This is a genomic window from Micromonospora sp. DT53 (assembly GCF_049841535.1).
Taxonomy (GTDB): domain Bacteria; phylum Actinomycetota; class Actinomycetes; order Mycobacteriales; family Micromonosporaceae; genus Micromonospora.
In genome coordinates, this window is the sequence record NZ_JBNCKM010000008.1 from 263,711 (window position 1) to 279,410 (window position 15,700).

Sequence of the window (15,700 nt, forward strand, 5' to 3'; positions counted from 1 at the left end):
CCCGCTCAGGACGCGCCCCCCATCAGGCTCAGCCGGGCCCGGACATACGCGACCATGGTCCGGTATGTCTCGGCCTCCTCCATGCCAGAGAACTCGACGAGTTCCCGGAAGCCGTTGTCGGCGATCAGCTTCTCGAACTGCTGGCACCCCCGTTCCGCGTGCGCCAGGTCGCCCAGATCGAATGCGGCCCGCGCGAGGATCGCCGCGACGGCACACCGGGGGCCGTTCGACTCACAGACGCCTTCCGACAATCCCCACTCCGACACCTTCGCCGCTCGTTCGAGCCGGCCGAGTTTCCAGGAGGACTCCGCAATGAGCTGTGCGTAATAGATCTTCAGGTGATCGAGGTGCTTTGCCACCGCGATGGCCAGCCCTTCGTCCGCGACCCGTGTGCCAGCCTCGAACTGGTCGGATCCCAGGAGCGCTCTCGTGAACGTCAGCAGCGAGACGGCGAGCAGTTCCTGGCGCCCCGTCTGCCGGGCAAGACCCACGGAGCGTTCACCGTACGCGTTGGCGGCGTCGTGGTCGCCACGCGACAACGACAACACGGCGAGGTTTCGTAGGACGTCGGCTTGTCCGGCGACTTCTCCGGCGCCTTCGAAGATGACCAAGGCGCGACGGAGATATTCGTCGGCGGATGGCAGCGGGGCGAAGACCTCACCGACGGTACGAAGAAGTTCGGCCTCCATCAGCGGCTCACCGAGCTCGCTGGCCAGATCGAGGATCGCGAGTACCGTCTCCGTCCGACCCGCGGGTATGGAGTTGCTACCCGGTGCTGAGGCGGCGAGGACCATGGCCGCCGCGTCGCGCCCCAAACCGTGTGCGAGGGCCAGATCGATGGTCGCCCACAACGCGGACCGTTCCCGTGCGTACCAGGCGGCAGCCTGTGGCACGCTGTCGAACGATTCAGCTGTCACACCCGACGGCGGTTCGCTGACGGCGCCGACCGGCTGCCGGTGATGCCGCGCGTAGGCGGCACGGGCCGAGTGCAGGTAATGCGTGATGAGACGCCGCTCGTACTCCGGTCGCTCTTGATCCTCGTCGAGGAGCTCACCCGCGTAGGCCCGCAACAGGTCGTGCAGAACGTATCGCCCGGACTGCGACTCGTCGAGCAGATTCGCGGTCACCAGTTCCATGAGCAGTTGGCGCGCCTGGGCGCGACCGACTCCGGCGACACTGGCCACCGACTCCAGTGAGATCTCCGGACCCGAGTGGACGGCGAGGGCACGAAACACCTGCGCCGTCGACGGGCCGAGGGCGCGATACGACCACGAGAACACCGACCGGACATCGTCGGACGAGTCCGCGCTGGACAACGCGTCGAGCCTGGCGGACGGCGCCGAGACGTCGCTGAGGACCGCGCTCAGTGGCAGGGCCGGATTGAGGGCCACGCGGGCCGCGACGATCGCCAGCGCGAGCGGCAGCCCGGCACAGAGCGCGATGACCTTGTCCAACGCGTCCGGGTTCGTGGTGACGCGACGGGCGCCGAGGCGGTTGATCAGAAGCTGGCGGGACTCGGCCCCGGTCAGCCGATCGACGTGCAGGTAATGTGCGCCCTCCCGGGTGACCAGGCTCGTCATCCGGTTGCGGCTCGTCACGATGACCAGGCAGCCCCGGGCGGCCGGCAGCAGCGGGCGGACCTGGTCGGAGTCGCGTGCGTTGTCCAGGAGAATCAGGATCCGACGACCGAAGAGGCGACTGCGGTAACGAGCTGCCTGCGCGTCGACGTTCTCCTGCGGTGACGACACCGCAGGCTCGCCCAGGGACGCGAGCAAGGTGGCGAGCGCCTCCTCCGACGACAGAACGCGTCCGTCCGGATCGAGACCCCTCAGGTTCAGGAACAACTGGCCATCGGGAAACTCGGTGACGATCTGGTGGGCCCAGTGCACGGCGAGCGCGGTCTTGCCGATGCCACCCATGCCGCCGAGCACGGTGATCACGGTGGCCGCGTCGTTGAACGCGCCGGACAGTTGGTCGTCGAGCGCGTTGGCCACGTCGTTTCGGCGGACGAAGCCCGCGACCTGCGGCGGCAGCTGCGCGGGCCGGGGAGCCTCCGGCGGACGCAGTTCCTCCTGCAGGGTCCAGCCGCTGGCGAGCAGTTCCCGGTACGCCTCCCGCAGTTCCGGCCCCGGGTCCACCCCCAGTTCCTCGGCGAGACGTTGACGGCTGCGCTCGAAGATCCGTACCCCTTCCGCCCGGTGACCGGTGGCCACGTACGCGCGCATCAGGCACGCCTGTAGCGCCTCGTCCAGCGGCGCCGCGGCGGCAACGCTCAGGAGTGGGGTCAACACGGTGCCGGCCATGCCGTGGGCAATCGCTGCCTCGCTGGCCGCGAGCGCCACCGCGATGCGTTCCCGTTCGATGGCGACGAACTCCGGCGAACTCAGGGCGCTGGTCGGAAGGTCGATGAACGCGGGGCTGCGGCCAAGCTCCAGAGCGGTCAGGTACGCCCGCACGCCGGCCACGACGTCCCCGCCGGCGAGCGCCTCACGGGCCCGCCGGACCAACTCGCGGTACATGGCCAGATCGGAGGCCTCGGTCGCGAGGAGCAGCCGGTAGCCCGTACCGGCCGGTAGGAGGTATCGACCGGTTTCGCGGACGTCCAGGTCCGGTTCGAGAATCCGCCGGAGGTTGCCGACGTGCCGGTGGATCTGGTTGGCGGCGCTGGACGGCGGTTGGTCGTCCCACAGGCTGTCGATGATGTTGTCGAGGCTGACCGCGTCACCCCCGGCGGCGAGGAGCTTGGCCAGGATGATCCGCTGGCGTACCGGGCCAAGATCGACGTCCGAGCCGTCCCGCCGGCAGCCAAGACCGCCGAAGACCTTGAACTCGCAGTGGGACTGCGGCGCGTCCGGGAGGCTGCGGTCGGGCGTCGTCACGATTGACATCCTAGAGATGGAAGGGCAGCGGCTTCGCTTTTCGGCCCAGCCTGCGGTCTGCCTCAGGTCCCCCGCATCCCCCATCTCTCGTTGTCCGTCGAGTTGGTCGCCAAACACCGGGACTACGTGATTCGGGTGATTCGCGAAACACTACGCATCCATATCTTTGGCAAGGTTCCCAGCGCGGAACGCAAGCCCAAGGAGTGCGCATGCCCCATGTCACCGTTGGCTCAGAGGGAGCCAACTCGATCGAGATCTATTACGAGGATCACGGCACCGGCACGCCAGTGGTGCTCAGTCACGGCTATCCGCTGAGCGGACAGGCTTGGGAAAAGCAGGTCTCCGCACTGCTCGCAGCCGGTTACCGGGTCATCACGTACGACCGGCGGGGTTGGGGCAATTCCAGCCAGCCCGCCGGTGGATACGATTACGACACGTTTGCCGACGATGTGAATGTGCTGCTCACGGCTCTGGACGTACGCGAGGCCATCCTCGTGGGTCACTCGATGGGCACCGGCGATGTTGCCCGGTACCTGGGTCGCCATGGCACCGGACGGGTCGCGAAGGCCGTACTGATGTCGCCGATTCCACCGTTCCTCCTGCGCACGGACGACAATCCCGAAGGCGCGCCGCAGTCGTTGTTCGACGGTTTCATCCAGGCGGCGCGGGCGGACCGGGACGCGTGGCTCAAGCAGTTCCTGGAGAACTTCTACAACCTCGACATCTACGGCGGCTCGCTGGTCAGCGACGAGGCGTTCCGGGCAAGTGTGGCCGTGGCCCTGGCCGGCTCTTCCGTCGCCGCGGTGGCCTGTATCCCGACCTGGCTCACCGACTTCCGCGAAGACCTGGCCAAGATTGACGTGCCGGTGCTCGTGATTCAGGGCGATCAGGACCGGGTCCTACCCATCGGGGCGACCGGCCAGCGGCTGTCCGCGTTCCTCGGGGATACGCGGTTGCTCGTTGTCGAGGGCGGGCCGCACGCCATTGCCTGGACCCACAGCGATCAGGTCAACGCCGCCCTGCTCGACTTTTTTCAGAAGTGAAAGGAAACACCGTGAAACTGTCCTTGCGGCGCCGCCTTGTCTACGTAGGCGCGACCATCGGCGCCCTGACCCTGGTTGGTGCCGGCATCGGCACCGCGCAGGCCTCGACGGCTCAGCATTCGCGCCCCGCATCCGTCAAACCGACAGTCGTGCTCGTGCACGGTGCGTGGGCTGACGGGTCCAGCTGGGACAAGGTGACGACCAAGCTCCAGCACGACGGCTACCGGGTGGTCACGCCGCCGAACCTGCTGTCGGGCGTGGACAACGACGCCGCGAATCTCCGCGCGTACCTGGACACCGTCACCGGGCCGATCGTCCTCGTCGGGCACTCGTACGGCGGCATGGTCATCACCAACGCCGCTCTGGGCAACGAGCAGGTCAAGGCCCTGGTGTACGTCGACGCGTACATCCCGGACCAGCACGACACCGTGTACTCGCTGACCTCGGCCGTGCCGGGCTCGGTCTTCGCGGCCGAACCGTCCACCATCTTCGACCAGGTCGCGATCCCCGGCGCCGACGAGGGAGTCGCCAACTTCTACGTGAAGCCGTCGATCTTCGGCAAGGCGTTCGCCGACATGACCATTCCCGCCAGGGACGTGGCGGTACTGGCTGCCCGGCAGCGCCCCCTGGCCTCGAACGCCCTGTTCGAGGAGTCCGGCGAGCCGGCCTGGCGCACCATTCCCTCGTGGTCGGTGATCGGCAAGCAGGACGCCGTCATCCCTGCCGCCGAGCAGGTCGCCATGTCCAAGCGGGCCAAGGCGCACACTGTCGAGATCAACGCCCCCCACCTGTCGATGATCACTGACACGGGCGCGGTCACCAACCAGATCGAGGCCGCCGCCAAGGCGACCAACTGACACGACAAGAGGCCGTGGCATCGCTCAGCGCGATGCCACGGCCTCTTGGCGAACCTGCTCTTACGGATCAACCGGGGTACGGCCAGCCGACGTCACGAGGTCCCGTCAGGCTGTCGTCCGGGCCGCCTCCAGGATGACCTCGGTGACCTCGCCGGGATGCGAGATCAGGCCCAGGTGACCGGCGTCGATCCGGGTGATGTCGGCCCCCGCCCGCTTCATCATCTCCTCCTGGCGGGCCGGCGGGATGACCAGGTCCTCGGTGCCGATCACCGCCCACACCGGGATCGTCTTCCACGCCGGCTCGGTGGCCGGCTCCGCCAGGGCGTTCGTGGCCAGGGCGACCTGGGATACGGAGAGCACCTCTGCCTGCCGCCGAGGCAGACCGTTGGCGAAGCCCTTGATGAACACCTTCGGCAGGACGTAAGCGTCGGCCGCACCTTCCGGGGCACCGGGGAACGGCACGAGCTTGAAAACGCTCGTGGGGTCGGTCAGGGCCGGCTCCAGCACCGAGCCGGAGCCGGCGGTGAGTTCCTCCACCGTCTCCCCCTTGTCCGGGGCGAAGGCGTCGACGAACACGAGCGCCTTGACGTTGCTGTTGCCGGTCGCGGCGTCGCTGACCACGAAGCCACCGTACGAGTGGGCCGCGAGCACGATGGGACCTTCGATGGTGGACAGGAAGTCCTTCAGGTAGCCGCTGTCGATCGTCGGCCCCCGGTTGGGTTGCGGCGCGACCTGGACCTCGAAACCACGTGCCTGGAGTCTGCGGACCTCCCCACTCCAGCTCGAGCCGTCGGCCCAGGCGCCATGCACCAGGACGATTGTCGGCTTGGTGCGATGCCCCTCGTCAGGACTTGGTCGGGGACCGCCGTCCGCGGACACGCCTGGGGCGGCTGAGCCGAGCACCGTCACCAGCGTTGCGGCGACGAGCGTTGCGGCGATGGTCTTCGGCCGACGTAGCGAGATACCGAGCATGTCTCTTCCCCCTCGTTGGTCAGTGGTTTCCGAACGCGGGCAGATGCGCTGGCGCCAGCGCGACCCCGCCGGAGCCGCGGCCCGTCGGATGTACCGCCGAGCGGCGCGTGCACCGACAGCGGCCGGGCTCCGGTGCCGCGACGACGTGCCTGATCGCCCAAACGTCACCGTACTGACGCGCATCGCAAGTATCGGACAGAAAGGGAATATCACTCAGGTTTCACTCTGGCGATGGACATACCACTAAACCTGCTCACCTCCGTCGACGGGCACCATCAGCGGCAGATCCGCGCCGGACCTCTGCGACCGTTTCGGCGCCTCTCCCGATCTCGGAACGCCCGGCAAGGTCATCGCGGCGGCCGCTGTCGCCGCCATGAGCGGACGCCAGCGGCAGTGCGTCACGGTGCTCCTCGGTGCCGGCCGGGTATTCTCCGGCCGTGACCGAGTACGCCGCTCTGCTGCACGCCTACGGCCTCGCCGTGGACACTCCCGGCCACCTGGCGGCGCTCGCCGGCGACGACCCGGAGGCCCGCGCGAGGGCACTCAAGCACCTGTGGTCGGCGATCATCCACCAGGGAACGCCGTGGACCGCGACTGCGCCGGCCGCCCTCGACGTGGCGGCGCTGCTCGCCGACCCGCGGGTGACCGATCCCGGCCTGCGTGCCGAACTGCTCAACTTCCTGGCCGCGGTGGCCGAGGCGGGCAGCATCACGGACAGGGATTTGTCCGAGCCGGACTTCGACGTGGACGCCGCACTGGCCCAGGCGCTCGACGACGGCGACGAGGAGGGGATCTGGGAGGACGAGCGGCTGCAGAGCGCCCTCTACGCCCGGGCCGTGCTCGGCTGCCGGCAGATCGTGCCGGCGTTGCTGGCCACGGCGACCGCGGCGTTGTCCGATCCGTCCCCGCAGGTCCAGGCCGCCGCCGCGCAGACGATCGGCGCCTGCGATGCGGTGGCGCCTCTCACCCGGAGGAGTTGACCCGGGCGGCGACCGGGTTGGTGCGGTCCGTCAACTGTCCCCACATCCATCGTCGACGCGCCATCAGGGGTCGAGTTTGGTGCGGAGGGTGTCAGCGTCCGGGTGATGGAGATCGTCGAGGATGCTCAGGGCTTGTTGCCAGGCATCCCGGGCGGCAGATGTGTCACCGGCGGTGTGGTGGGTGTCGCCGAGGCGGGTGAGTGTCTGTGCCTCGTGGACGTGGTTGCCGAGGTCATGGAACAGGGCGCGGGCGTTCTGGTAGCAGGTGATGGCTTCGGTGTGGTGGCCCAACTGGTGGTGGATGTAGCCGATGGTGTCCCAGGTGTTCGCCTGACCAATCCGGTTGTGCAGATTCTGGTTCAGGGTGAGGGCCCGGCGGGCGGCGGCGAGAGCCTGCTCGTTCTCGCCGAGCAGGATGCGGCACCAACCGATCGCGTTGAGAGCCCTGCCCTTCCCGACCAGGTCCCCGGATGCCTGGAACAGGTCGAGGGCGAGGCAGGAGTGGTCGAGGGCTTGGCGGGGGTCACCCTGTCGTTCCCACATCCGCCCGAGGCTGAGGTGGGTGTGGCCCTGTCCGGCGCGGTCTCCGGTCTGGACCCCCACGGCGAGTGCGTGTTGCAACTGGACGTGGGCGTCGTCGAAACGGCGCAGGGCGGTGTAGGCGTCGGCGAGGTGGCGGTGGGTGTTCAGTCGTGCGTCCGGGTCGCCGAGGCGCCGGGCGGCGGTGACCGCGGTGCGTCCGGCGGTGACCAGATCGTGCCAGAGGCCTCGACGGAAGAAGAAGGTGTTCAGGGTCCAGGAAAGCTGCCAGGCGTGGGCGTCGAAGCCGGTCGCTGCGGCGTGTTCGACGGCGGCTAGCAGCACGAGGCGTTCGGTGCTGAACCAGTGCGTCGCCTGCCGGTCGTCGGCGAGGGGGTGCGGAATGACCTGCGGGTGCGCCGGGATGAGGTTGATCGGGTGCCGGGTCGGATACAGCAGCCGCTCACCGGCGTGTGCGGTGTGCAGGTAGTGGTCCAGGACTCGGGTGGTGGCGACGTGGCGATCCTGGTCGGTGTCGAGGGTGTGGGTGAGTTCGCTGGCGTAGGCGCGTAGCAGGTCGTGGAAGGTGTACCGACCGGAGACGTGTTCGGTGAGCAGGCTGGCCCGGATCAGTTCCGCCAGCAGCAGGCGGGTCTGTGACATCGTGTGGCCGGCGAGGTCTGCGGCCGCGGCGGTGTCGGTGTCGGGGCCGGGGTGCAGGCCGAGAAGTCGGAACAGCCGGGCGGCGGCCGGGGTGAGGGCGGTGTAGGACCAGGAGAACACCGTCCGGATCTGGATGGTGGGGTCTCCGGCGTCGAGGGTGTCGAGGCGTTGCTCGGCGTCGCGCAGTTCCGCGGCCATCACGGCGAGCGGGAAGCGGGTCTGCCGGGCGCGGGCGGCGGCGATCGCCAACGCCAGCGGGAGCCGGGCGCACGCGCTGATGACGTGGCTGGTGGCGGTGGGGTCGGCGTTGACCCGCTCGGCGCCGATGCGGCGGACGAGGACATCGCGGGCTTCGTCATCGGGTAGCACGTCGAGCATCAGGGGGTGGGCGCCGTGGGTGGCGATCAGTCCGGTTAGCGGGTTACGGCTGGTGACGACGGCGAGGCAGGTGCCGGTGGCGGGCAGCAGCGGGCGGATCTGTTCGGTGTCGCGGGCGTTGTCGAGCAGGATCAACAGGTGTTTGTCGGCGGTCAGGCTGCGATAGAGCCCGGCCCGGGCGTCGAGGCCCGGTGGGATGCGTTCGGGGGGTACGCCGAGGGCATCGAGGAATCCACGGATCGCCTCGGCCGGGTCCAGTACCTGCCCGCTCGGGTCGAACCCGCGCAGGTTGACGTACAACTGCCCGTCGGGGAACCGGTACACGACGCTGTGCGCCCAGTGCACCGCCAGGGCGGTCTTACCGACCCCCGCGGTACCGGACACCGCGGAGATCACCACCGCCGTCGGCCCACCCTGCACACCGTCATTCGCGCCCTCCGGGCGCGTGTCGTCACGGTGGGCGGGATCGGACCCGGCGGGTCCGGCAGCCGGCTGGGACAGGAGTCTGTCCAATCGGCTGAGGTGTTCGTGGCGGCCGGCGAAGCCAGTGACGTCAGCGGGTAGCTGACGGGGCACCATGGCGGGCGCCTCGGTGCGCCGGGCGATCTCCGGGGCGGGGAGGGCCAGGGCCGGGTCGGCGGTGAGAATCTGTTGGTGGAGTTGCTGCAGGGCCGGGCCGGGGTCGGTGCCCAACTCCTCCGCTAGTCGCTCGTGAACGTGCCGATAGTGGGACAGCGCGTCGGCGGTGCGCCCACTGCGGTACAACGCCAGCATGAGTTGGCCAGCCAGCCGCTCGTCCAGCGGGTGCGACTCCACGCGGGTGGGCAGCTCGGCCACCAGCCGCACGTGTCGGCCGAGCCGCAGATGGAGGTCGCCCAGTTCCATCTCGGCCGCGAGGCGTTCCCGGTACAGGGCCGCCCGCAGGGTGTTGAACCACGGCGTGTCCAGGCCGGCGAAGCTCTCCCCCCGCCACAGTTCGAGCGCCTGCTCCAGCAGGGCCGCGGCGTGGTCGTCGTCCTGGACCGTGCGGGACTGCCCGACCAGAGTGCGGAAGCGGTTCAGGTCCACCGTGGAATCGTCGACGACGAGGGCGTAGCCGCTCGTTCGCCGCAGAACACGCGCATCGTCTGCGGCCGAAGCCAGGGCCTGCCGCAGACGGGAGACATAGCTGTAGAGCGTCCCTTGGGCCCGCTGCGGTGGGCGCTCTCCCCACACTCGGTCGATCAGTTGGTCGACTGACACCACCCGGTTCACATCGGCCAGTAGAGCTGCCAACACACTGCGCTGGCGGGCAGGACCCAAATCGAGCGGCTCAGCACCGACGGTTGCCTCGACACCGCCCAGCACACGAAACTCCACCGCCGCGCCGCCGACCCCCATGGCCCGATCCTAGGGCCGAGATCGACGGGCCTGAACAGCTGATTCAAGCCTGTCGCATGGTTTGCACATGGTCGGCCGAACAAGGTGGTGGTCATCTCGTCAAGCACGCTTCAGGAACGGGCAAGCTGATCACCCTGGTCCAGACCTGCCCGGCGCACCACGGGGGCGCCGGGCGGTCGGACCCAGGCGGGCGGTCAGGAAGCGCAGAACGACGCGGCCTCGGTCAGGCCGAGATCCTTGCAGTCCCATCCGGTGCCCTGGTCGTGGAATCGCCAACCCGTGCCAGCCGTGTAGTGGAACAGGTAGATGACGGCGCTGGCGTCTGGACGCTGCACGTCGGCCGCCGCCCACGTCTCGACGCACTCCACCGCCCTGGAAGCGAAGGACCAGCCCGCCGGCAGCTCGACCAGGCTCCCGAGGGTCTGGGTCGACGGACAGGTGGGATTCTGCGGGCCGTCACTGGTGCGGGTGGATGCAGGTGGCGTCGGAGGGTCGGGCCGGTGGCGGGTGGCGAAGGCGACCGTACCGCCGATGGCGAACACCACCGCCGCGGCCGCGGCGCCGGTGGTGACCGCTACCCGTCGCTGCGACTGCCGTGACCTGCGCAGGGCGCGCTCGTACATGTCGGCGGTGCCGCCGTACTCGCTCAGATCGGACATGGCCTGACGCAGAGGCCCGAGGTCGTCGGTCATCAGGCCTCCTCCATCACGGCCGAGAGCAGCTCCGGCGCTATCTCCCGCATCCGGGCCAGTGCCTTACTGGTCTGGCTCTTGATCGTGCCGACCGAGCACTGCAACAGATCCGCGGTGTCGGCCTCGCTGCGGTCCTCGAAGAACCGCGCCACCAGTACGGCTCGTTGCCGCTGGGTGAGTTGGGCGAGAGCCTGGTGCAGGGCGAGCTTGAGATCGGTACGGCGGGCATGGTCGCTGCCGGGCTGAACGACGTCGGCCAGTTCGCCGGGCAGGGACTCGGCTACCTTGCGGCGCCGCCACCAGCTCACATGCTGGTGGTACATGGCGGTTCGGGTGTACGCCTCGAAGTGCCCGGGATCATCCAGCCGACGCCGGCCCCGATGTGTGCGGGCCAGCGCGTCCTGCACCAGGTCCTCGGCGAGGTGCCGGTCACCGGTCAGCAGGAACGCCGTCCGCAGCAACGCCGGCGAGCGGGTCCGCACGAACTCACAGAAAAGATCGTCTATGGAGTCCGCCATGCCGCGCTCGTCCCCCCACGTACCCCAAAATCCTTCAGGCAGCGGCGGCGTCGATGCGGCCGGTTGACTGTGGCGCACACCTTAGCCGGTGTGCGCCACAGCAAGCGACCGCGGTCGACCCGGTCAGGAGATGCAGAACGGCGCCGGCTCGCGGAGGCCGAGATCCTTGCAGTCGTATCCGCTGCCGTCGCCGTAGTACTTCCAGCCCGTGCCGGCCACGAAGTGGAACAGGTAGACGCCGTCACCTTCGGTCGGGCCCTGCGGATCGGCTCCCGCCCAGTCCTTGACGCACTCGACACTGCCGAACGTCCAGCCCTTCGGAAGCTCGACAAGGGTCTCGAGGGTCTTCGCCGACGGGCAGTCGGCAACCCCGGCCGCCGCAGCGGGCGACGCACCGGGGGTGCCGGTGGCCGCAGCAGCCGACGTCGGCGCAGATGCGGTCGGGCTGGGACCGGATGGCGTAGCGGAGTCGCAGGCCGACAGTCCGATGAGGACGGCGGCAACGGGCAGCAGGAGGAGGTGACGTGCAGACATTTCCGGGCCCCTATGGATCGTGGCGATCGTCGCTTACACCCGGGTACATGCGATCCATCGCGGGGAGGTTGCCGCCGACCGGAATCTTTCTTCAAGATCTTCCGGCAAGCCCGGTCGGACGGCTCGGCCCGCGCCTCAGGGAGGACGCCAGCTTCACGCCGATCCGCTTCGGCACGGGCTGCGGACCTGCCGCAGCAATCAGTGGCCTCGGTCCTGGCGGAGGAAGCACGACAGCAGTTGCCTGAACTCGTGCGGGTGCTCGATCGCCGGCACGTGCCCGCAGCGGCCGAGCACGTGCAGACGGACATCGGCCAGGTGTTCGAGCAGGGGCTGGGCTGCCGTCCCGAGCGGGGTCACTCGGTCGTCGGCGCCGTGGACGAGCAGCACGGGCGCGCGGACCGTTGCCAGCGTCCGCGCCGAGAGGGTGAGATCGTCGACCCATCGTGCCCTGGGCGGAGGAAACAACGACGCGAACGCCTCCGCCCCCGCTCGCATCGCAGCCGCACGGGCATCGACGGCCGAATCGGTCACGAGCGCCTGGTCGAGGACGAGGCGACTCAGCATGTCTCGTGCCCCGAGCGGGCCGGCGGGGGCGGCCCAGAGTGCGTCGAGGTCGGCGGACAGCGGTGCCCCGGGGGCGCCCATCGTCGCGACCGCCACGACACGGGTGACCTGCTGGGGGCGCGCGGCCGCCAACGCCAGCGCCACCGCACCGCCCATGGAGTGACCCACCACGGCGTAATGCTCGATACCGAGGGCATCCATCAGGCCCGCGGCCTGCTCCGTCCACAGCCTTAGCCCACCCCGGGAACCCGCCGGGACAGGTGTGCGGCCGAACCCCGCCTGGTCAGGCGCCACCACGTGCCAGGACGTGCCCAGCGCCTGCGCCGTCGTCGCCCAGGCTCCGGACCCGGTCGTGCCGGGCCCGGAGCCGTGCAGCATCAGCACCGCAGGCCCGGCGCCGCTCTCCAGGACGTGGACGGGCGAACCGTCGACCGCGACGGTCCGAAGTGCCGTCACCGGGGCAGGCCAGGCATGCTCATGCCGACGCGGGGCTGACAGACTTCGAGAAGACCTCCATCATCGCCCTGCCGAACTGCGGCATGTCGGGCCACCCCCGGCAGGAGACGAGGTTGCCGTCAACGACGTCGGGAGCGTCGATGACGGTCGCGCCCGCGTTCTCCATGTCACCGGTGATGGGCGGGAAGCACGCGGTCTTTCGACCCTTCAGTAGCCCGTACACCGCTGGCACCTGCGCGCCGTGGCACACCAGCGCGATGGGAAGGTTGCGCGCGAAGAAGTGCTCGGTGATGCGCCTGACGTCGGCGTCGACCCGGATCCACTCGGGGGCGCGTCCACCGGGAATGATGAGGGCGTCATAGCGCTCGACGTCGACCTCGGCCCACGGCACGTCGACCGGCAGCTTGCGGCCGTCCTTCTCCACATAGGCGTCGGAGTTGGGGTCGAACTCGTGGATGACCAGTTGCACGTCACGCAACGTCCGTGACGAGACGTCGACGTCCCAGCCGCCCTCCTGCACGCGATAGTAGGGATACATGGTGTCGAGCTCCTCGGCGGCGTCGCCGGTCAGGAGCAGCGCTCTGGGCACCTGCTTCTCCTCGCATCTGGTGGCGGGTGAGGTGAATCCAATCCGATCTGATCGATTGGGTCAGCATTCCTCGGCCCAGCCCGCCCGTCAAGCCTCTACCGGCAACCCGTCCGCGTCCTTGACCTCGTCGAACAATCGTCGGAAACGTTCGCCGGACCGCAGGATGTGCCGACGCATCGCGTAGGCGGCAGCGTCGGGGTCACGCGCGGCGATCGCGGCCACGACTTCCTCGTGCTCGGCCATGGCCAGGTGAGTGACCTGGATGTCGTGGTGAAGCCGGAAGAGGTGCACGTGGCTGTGCAGGCGAGCGAGCGCCTCACGGATGACCTGGTTCTCCGCGCTCAGGGCGACGAGATCGTGAAAAGCGGCGTCACGGAGCCCGAAGGCCCCATAGGCCATCGGCCCGTTGCCCCCCTCCAGCTCCGCCATCTCCTCCAGCATCCGTTGCAGACCGGCCACCTGCTTCAGGGAGGCGCGTTCGGCGGATCTGCGCGCCGCCGCCGGCTCAAGGAGCAGGCGGACCTCGAGCATGTCCTCGAATCGGTGCCGGGTGATCTGGGGAGGAATGCGGTAGCCGGCATGGGGCACGCGTACGACCAGGCCCTCGGCCTCCATACGGTTCAGAGCGTCTCGGATCGGCGTCTGCGAGACCCCCAGCTCTCGCGCGAGGACGTCGATCGTGACGCGCGACCCGGGCTCGATCCGTAGCGACATCAGCTGTCCGAGCAGCGTGTCGTACACCTCGTCGGCAAGCCGGCCGCCAGATCTTCCCGGCGGCGTTCCGCCCGCCACGGCCCTGCGGCCCGGCGCGATCATCGCTTCCTCGTCCATCGTGACGTGAGGTCCTTCCTTGCGTCTTCGGGAACCTGTTGACATCAGTCACAACGCTGCGGGATGCTGACGCCCCACTAGATCGTATAGGAAAAGTGCCGGACGCTCGCCATCCTGCACCATCGCGGAACCGCCCGCCATTGCTCCACTTCGATCCCCGGAGCGCCCGTGAGCATGCTCGACGTCCTGCTCGGTGCGTCACCGGCCGCAGCTGGATCGAAGGGCTTCTCGAGGGCGTGAAGACCCGGTACGTCGCGCGTACTCGTGACACCGGTCCGCGGGTCGGCCCCCGCGACAGCCCGGCGACACGCCTGAACAACCCAGCAACTGCTCGGCGAAGCGCATAGCGAGGCTCTAGAGATCCCCAACCCAGAAAGCAGGTAAGAATATGCGGTATCCGAAGCGAATAGGACGAACATCCGTTTCCGGGCGCAAGGTGAAGCTGGCGACGGCGGCCATGCTGCTGGTGGCCACGACCATGACGGCTTGCGGCGATGACAAGGGCGACGACGCGAAGGCGAGCGCCCCCAAGGCGCCGGCGACCATCCCGGAGCTCACCAAGGACCCGCTGACCCTCAGCTTCATCTGGTTCGAGTGGCCGCCCGCGAAAGCACTCGAAGCCTTCGCGAACGCGGAGTACAAGAAGGAGCGGCCGAACACGACCATCAAGGTCAACACCGTGCCGAACGCGAACTGGCACGACGCGATGTTCACCCAGTTCGCCGCGCACAAGACCGATTTCGACATCGCGATCCTGGACTCGCAACACATCGGCGAGGCCGTGACGAACGGCAACATCCTCGACATCACCGACTTCGTCAAGAAGAACATCGACGTCACGGCCTACAACCCGTACCTCCTGGCGGCCTACGGTCAGTACCCCCAGGCGGAGACCGGCAAGCGCGACGAGAACGCCAGCCTGTACGGGCTGCCGCTGCTCGGCGACACCTGGACGATGATCTACCGCAAGGACCTGATCGGCGACAAGCCACCGCAGACCTGGGACGAGATGATCTCAGCCGCCGAGAAGTGCCAGGCGGAGAACCCTGGCGTCAGCGGGTTGGCTTTCCACCAGGCAAACGGCTCCGACGCCGCGGCCGTCACCTACAACACGGTCAACGGCGTCTACGGCGGCAACCTCTGGGACTCCAAGTCGCGCAAGATCGACGGCGTCCTCAACGACGCTGCCGGCCAGGAGGCGATGGACGTCCTGGTCAACAAGATGAAGCCGTTGACCGCCAAGGGCTCCGGCAACTGGTTCATCGACGAGGTGAACGCGGCGGTCGCCCAGGGCAAGGCATGCATCGCGTTCAACTGGATCGCCGCGAGCGGCGGCCTGCTTGATCCGAAGCAGTCGACGCTCGGCACCTCGCGGAAGCAGATTCTCGACAAGCTGGGTTTTGCCACCCTGCCGAGCCAGAAGACGAACCTGGTCCCTCTCGGCGGTATGGGGATGCACGTGTCGGCCTACGCCTCCAAGGCCAACCAGTCGGAGGCCCTGAACTTCATGGAGTGGTTCGAGCGGGCCGACATCCAGAAGAAGTGGGCCGCGGCTGGTGGTGTGCCGTCGCGTACGGACGCCCTGGAGTCGCCCGAGTTCCTCAACGCCGGGCCGTTCAACCAGGTGTACACCGACTCGGTTCCGCGGATGCGGGACATGTGGAACGTGCCCGAGTACGCGCGCCTCGTCAACATTGAGAACACCAATGTGAACGCGGCTCTCAACGGCGCGAAGAAGCCGAAGGATGCGCTCGACGACATCGCCAAGGAGCAGCAGGGAGTGCTCGACTCCAGCAGCCGCAAGGGCGGCGGCGGACTGTGAGTGACCCCGCCCCTCTGACGACC

13 protein-coding genes are annotated in these 15,700 nt (G+C 68.6%); 4 read left to right on the top strand and 9 right to left on the bottom strand.

The features are described 5' to 3' along the window. Nucleotides 1-5: 5 nt before the first annotated feature. Nucleotides 6-2,879: a BTAD domain-containing putative transcriptional regulator gene (locus ACLQ3B_RS24800; protein WP_425783101.1), complete on the bottom strand. Its 2,874-nt coding sequence runs from the start codon at nt 2,877-2,879 to the stop codon at nt 6-8. Nucleotides 2,880-3,088: 209 nt separating this feature from the next. On the opposite strand from ACLQ3B_RS24800, the gene ACLQ3B_RS24805 reads away from it, so the two are divergent. Continuing rightward, entirely contained in the window at nt 3,089-3,922 is an 834-nt protein-coding gene (locus ACLQ3B_RS24805) for an alpha/beta fold hydrolase (protein WP_425783102.1), read from the top strand. Between the two features lie 11 nt (nt 3,923-3,933). Next, a complete protein-coding gene (locus ACLQ3B_RS24810; protein WP_425783103.1) occupies nt 3,934-4,779 on the top strand; it encodes an alpha/beta fold hydrolase in 846 nt (281 codons plus the stop codon). Between the two features lie 105 nt (nt 4,780-4,884). Here the strand turns inward: ACLQ3B_RS24810 and ACLQ3B_RS24815 are convergent, their stop codons facing one another. Then, nucleotides 4,885-5,751: an alpha/beta fold hydrolase gene (locus ACLQ3B_RS24815; RefSeq protein WP_425783104.1), complete on the bottom strand. Its 867-nt coding sequence runs from the start codon at nt 5,749-5,751 to the stop codon at nt 4,885-4,887. 437 nt (nt 5,752-6,188) lie between these two features. On the opposite strand from ACLQ3B_RS24815, the gene ACLQ3B_RS24820 reads away from it, so the two are divergent. Beyond that, nucleotides 6,189-6,731: a hypothetical protein gene (locus ACLQ3B_RS24820; RefSeq protein ID WP_425783105.1), complete on the top strand. Its 543-nt coding sequence runs from the start codon at nt 6,189-6,191 to the stop codon at nt 6,729-6,731. A 63-nt stretch (nt 6,732-6,794) separates the two neighbouring features. Here the strand turns inward: ACLQ3B_RS24820 and ACLQ3B_RS24825 are convergent, their stop codons facing one another. The 7 genes from ACLQ3B_RS24825 to ACLQ3B_RS24855 all read right to left on the bottom strand — a co-directional run bounded on the left by ACLQ3B_RS24825 (nt 6,795) and on the right by ACLQ3B_RS24855 (nt 13,855). Continuing rightward, nucleotides 6,795-9,671: an AfsR/SARP family transcriptional regulator gene (locus ACLQ3B_RS24825; protein ID WP_425783106.1), complete on the bottom strand. Its 2,877-nt coding sequence runs from the start codon at nt 9,669-9,671 to the stop codon at nt 6,795-6,797. Between the two features lie 194 nt (nt 9,672-9,865). After that, nucleotides 9,866-10,363, bottom strand: a complete 498-nt coding sequence (locus tag ACLQ3B_RS24830; protein WP_425783107.1) for a hypothetical protein — start codon at nt 10,361-10,363, stop codon at nt 9,866-9,868. Continuing rightward, complete coding sequence (locus tag ACLQ3B_RS24835; RefSeq protein ID WP_425783108.1) at nt 10,363-10,881, bottom strand: SigE family RNA polymerase sigma factor; 519 nt, start codon at nt 10,879-10,881, stop codon at nt 10,363-10,365. The genes ACLQ3B_RS24830 and ACLQ3B_RS24835 overlap by 1 nt, the downstream gene beginning before the upstream one ends. Before the next feature lie 123 nt (nt 10,882-11,004). Further along, nucleotides 11,005-11,415, bottom strand: a complete 411-nt coding sequence (locus ACLQ3B_RS24840; protein ID WP_425783109.1) for a hypothetical protein — start codon at nt 11,413-11,415, stop codon at nt 11,005-11,007. Between the two features lie 198 nt (nt 11,416-11,613). Beyond that, nucleotides 11,614-12,435 carry an alpha/beta fold hydrolase gene (locus tag ACLQ3B_RS24845; RefSeq protein ID WP_425783110.1) on the bottom strand — a complete coding sequence of 274 codons (822 nt, stop codon included), beginning with the start codon at nt 12,433-12,435 and terminating at the stop codon, nt 11,614-11,616. A 19-nt stretch (nt 12,436-12,454) separates the two neighbouring features. Further along, nucleotides 12,455-13,024, bottom strand: coding sequence for a DJ-1/PfpI family protein (locus ACLQ3B_RS24850; RefSeq protein ID WP_425783111.1), 570 nt, complete (start codon nt 13,022-13,024; stop codon nt 12,455-12,457). An 87-nt stretch (nt 13,025-13,111) separates the two neighbouring features. Next, nucleotides 13,112-13,855: a GntR family transcriptional regulator gene (locus ACLQ3B_RS24855; protein ID WP_425783112.1), complete on the bottom strand. Its 744-nt coding sequence runs from the start codon at nt 13,853-13,855 to the stop codon at nt 13,112-13,114. Between the two features lie 436 nt (nt 13,856-14,291). On the opposite strand from ACLQ3B_RS24855, the gene ACLQ3B_RS24860 reads away from it, so the two are divergent. Beyond that, nucleotides 14,292-15,677: an extracellular solute-binding protein gene (locus ACLQ3B_RS24860; protein ID WP_425783113.1), complete on the top strand. Its 1,386-nt coding sequence runs from the start codon at nt 14,292-14,294 to the stop codon at nt 15,675-15,677. Nucleotides 15,678-15,700 lie beyond the last annotated feature (23 nt).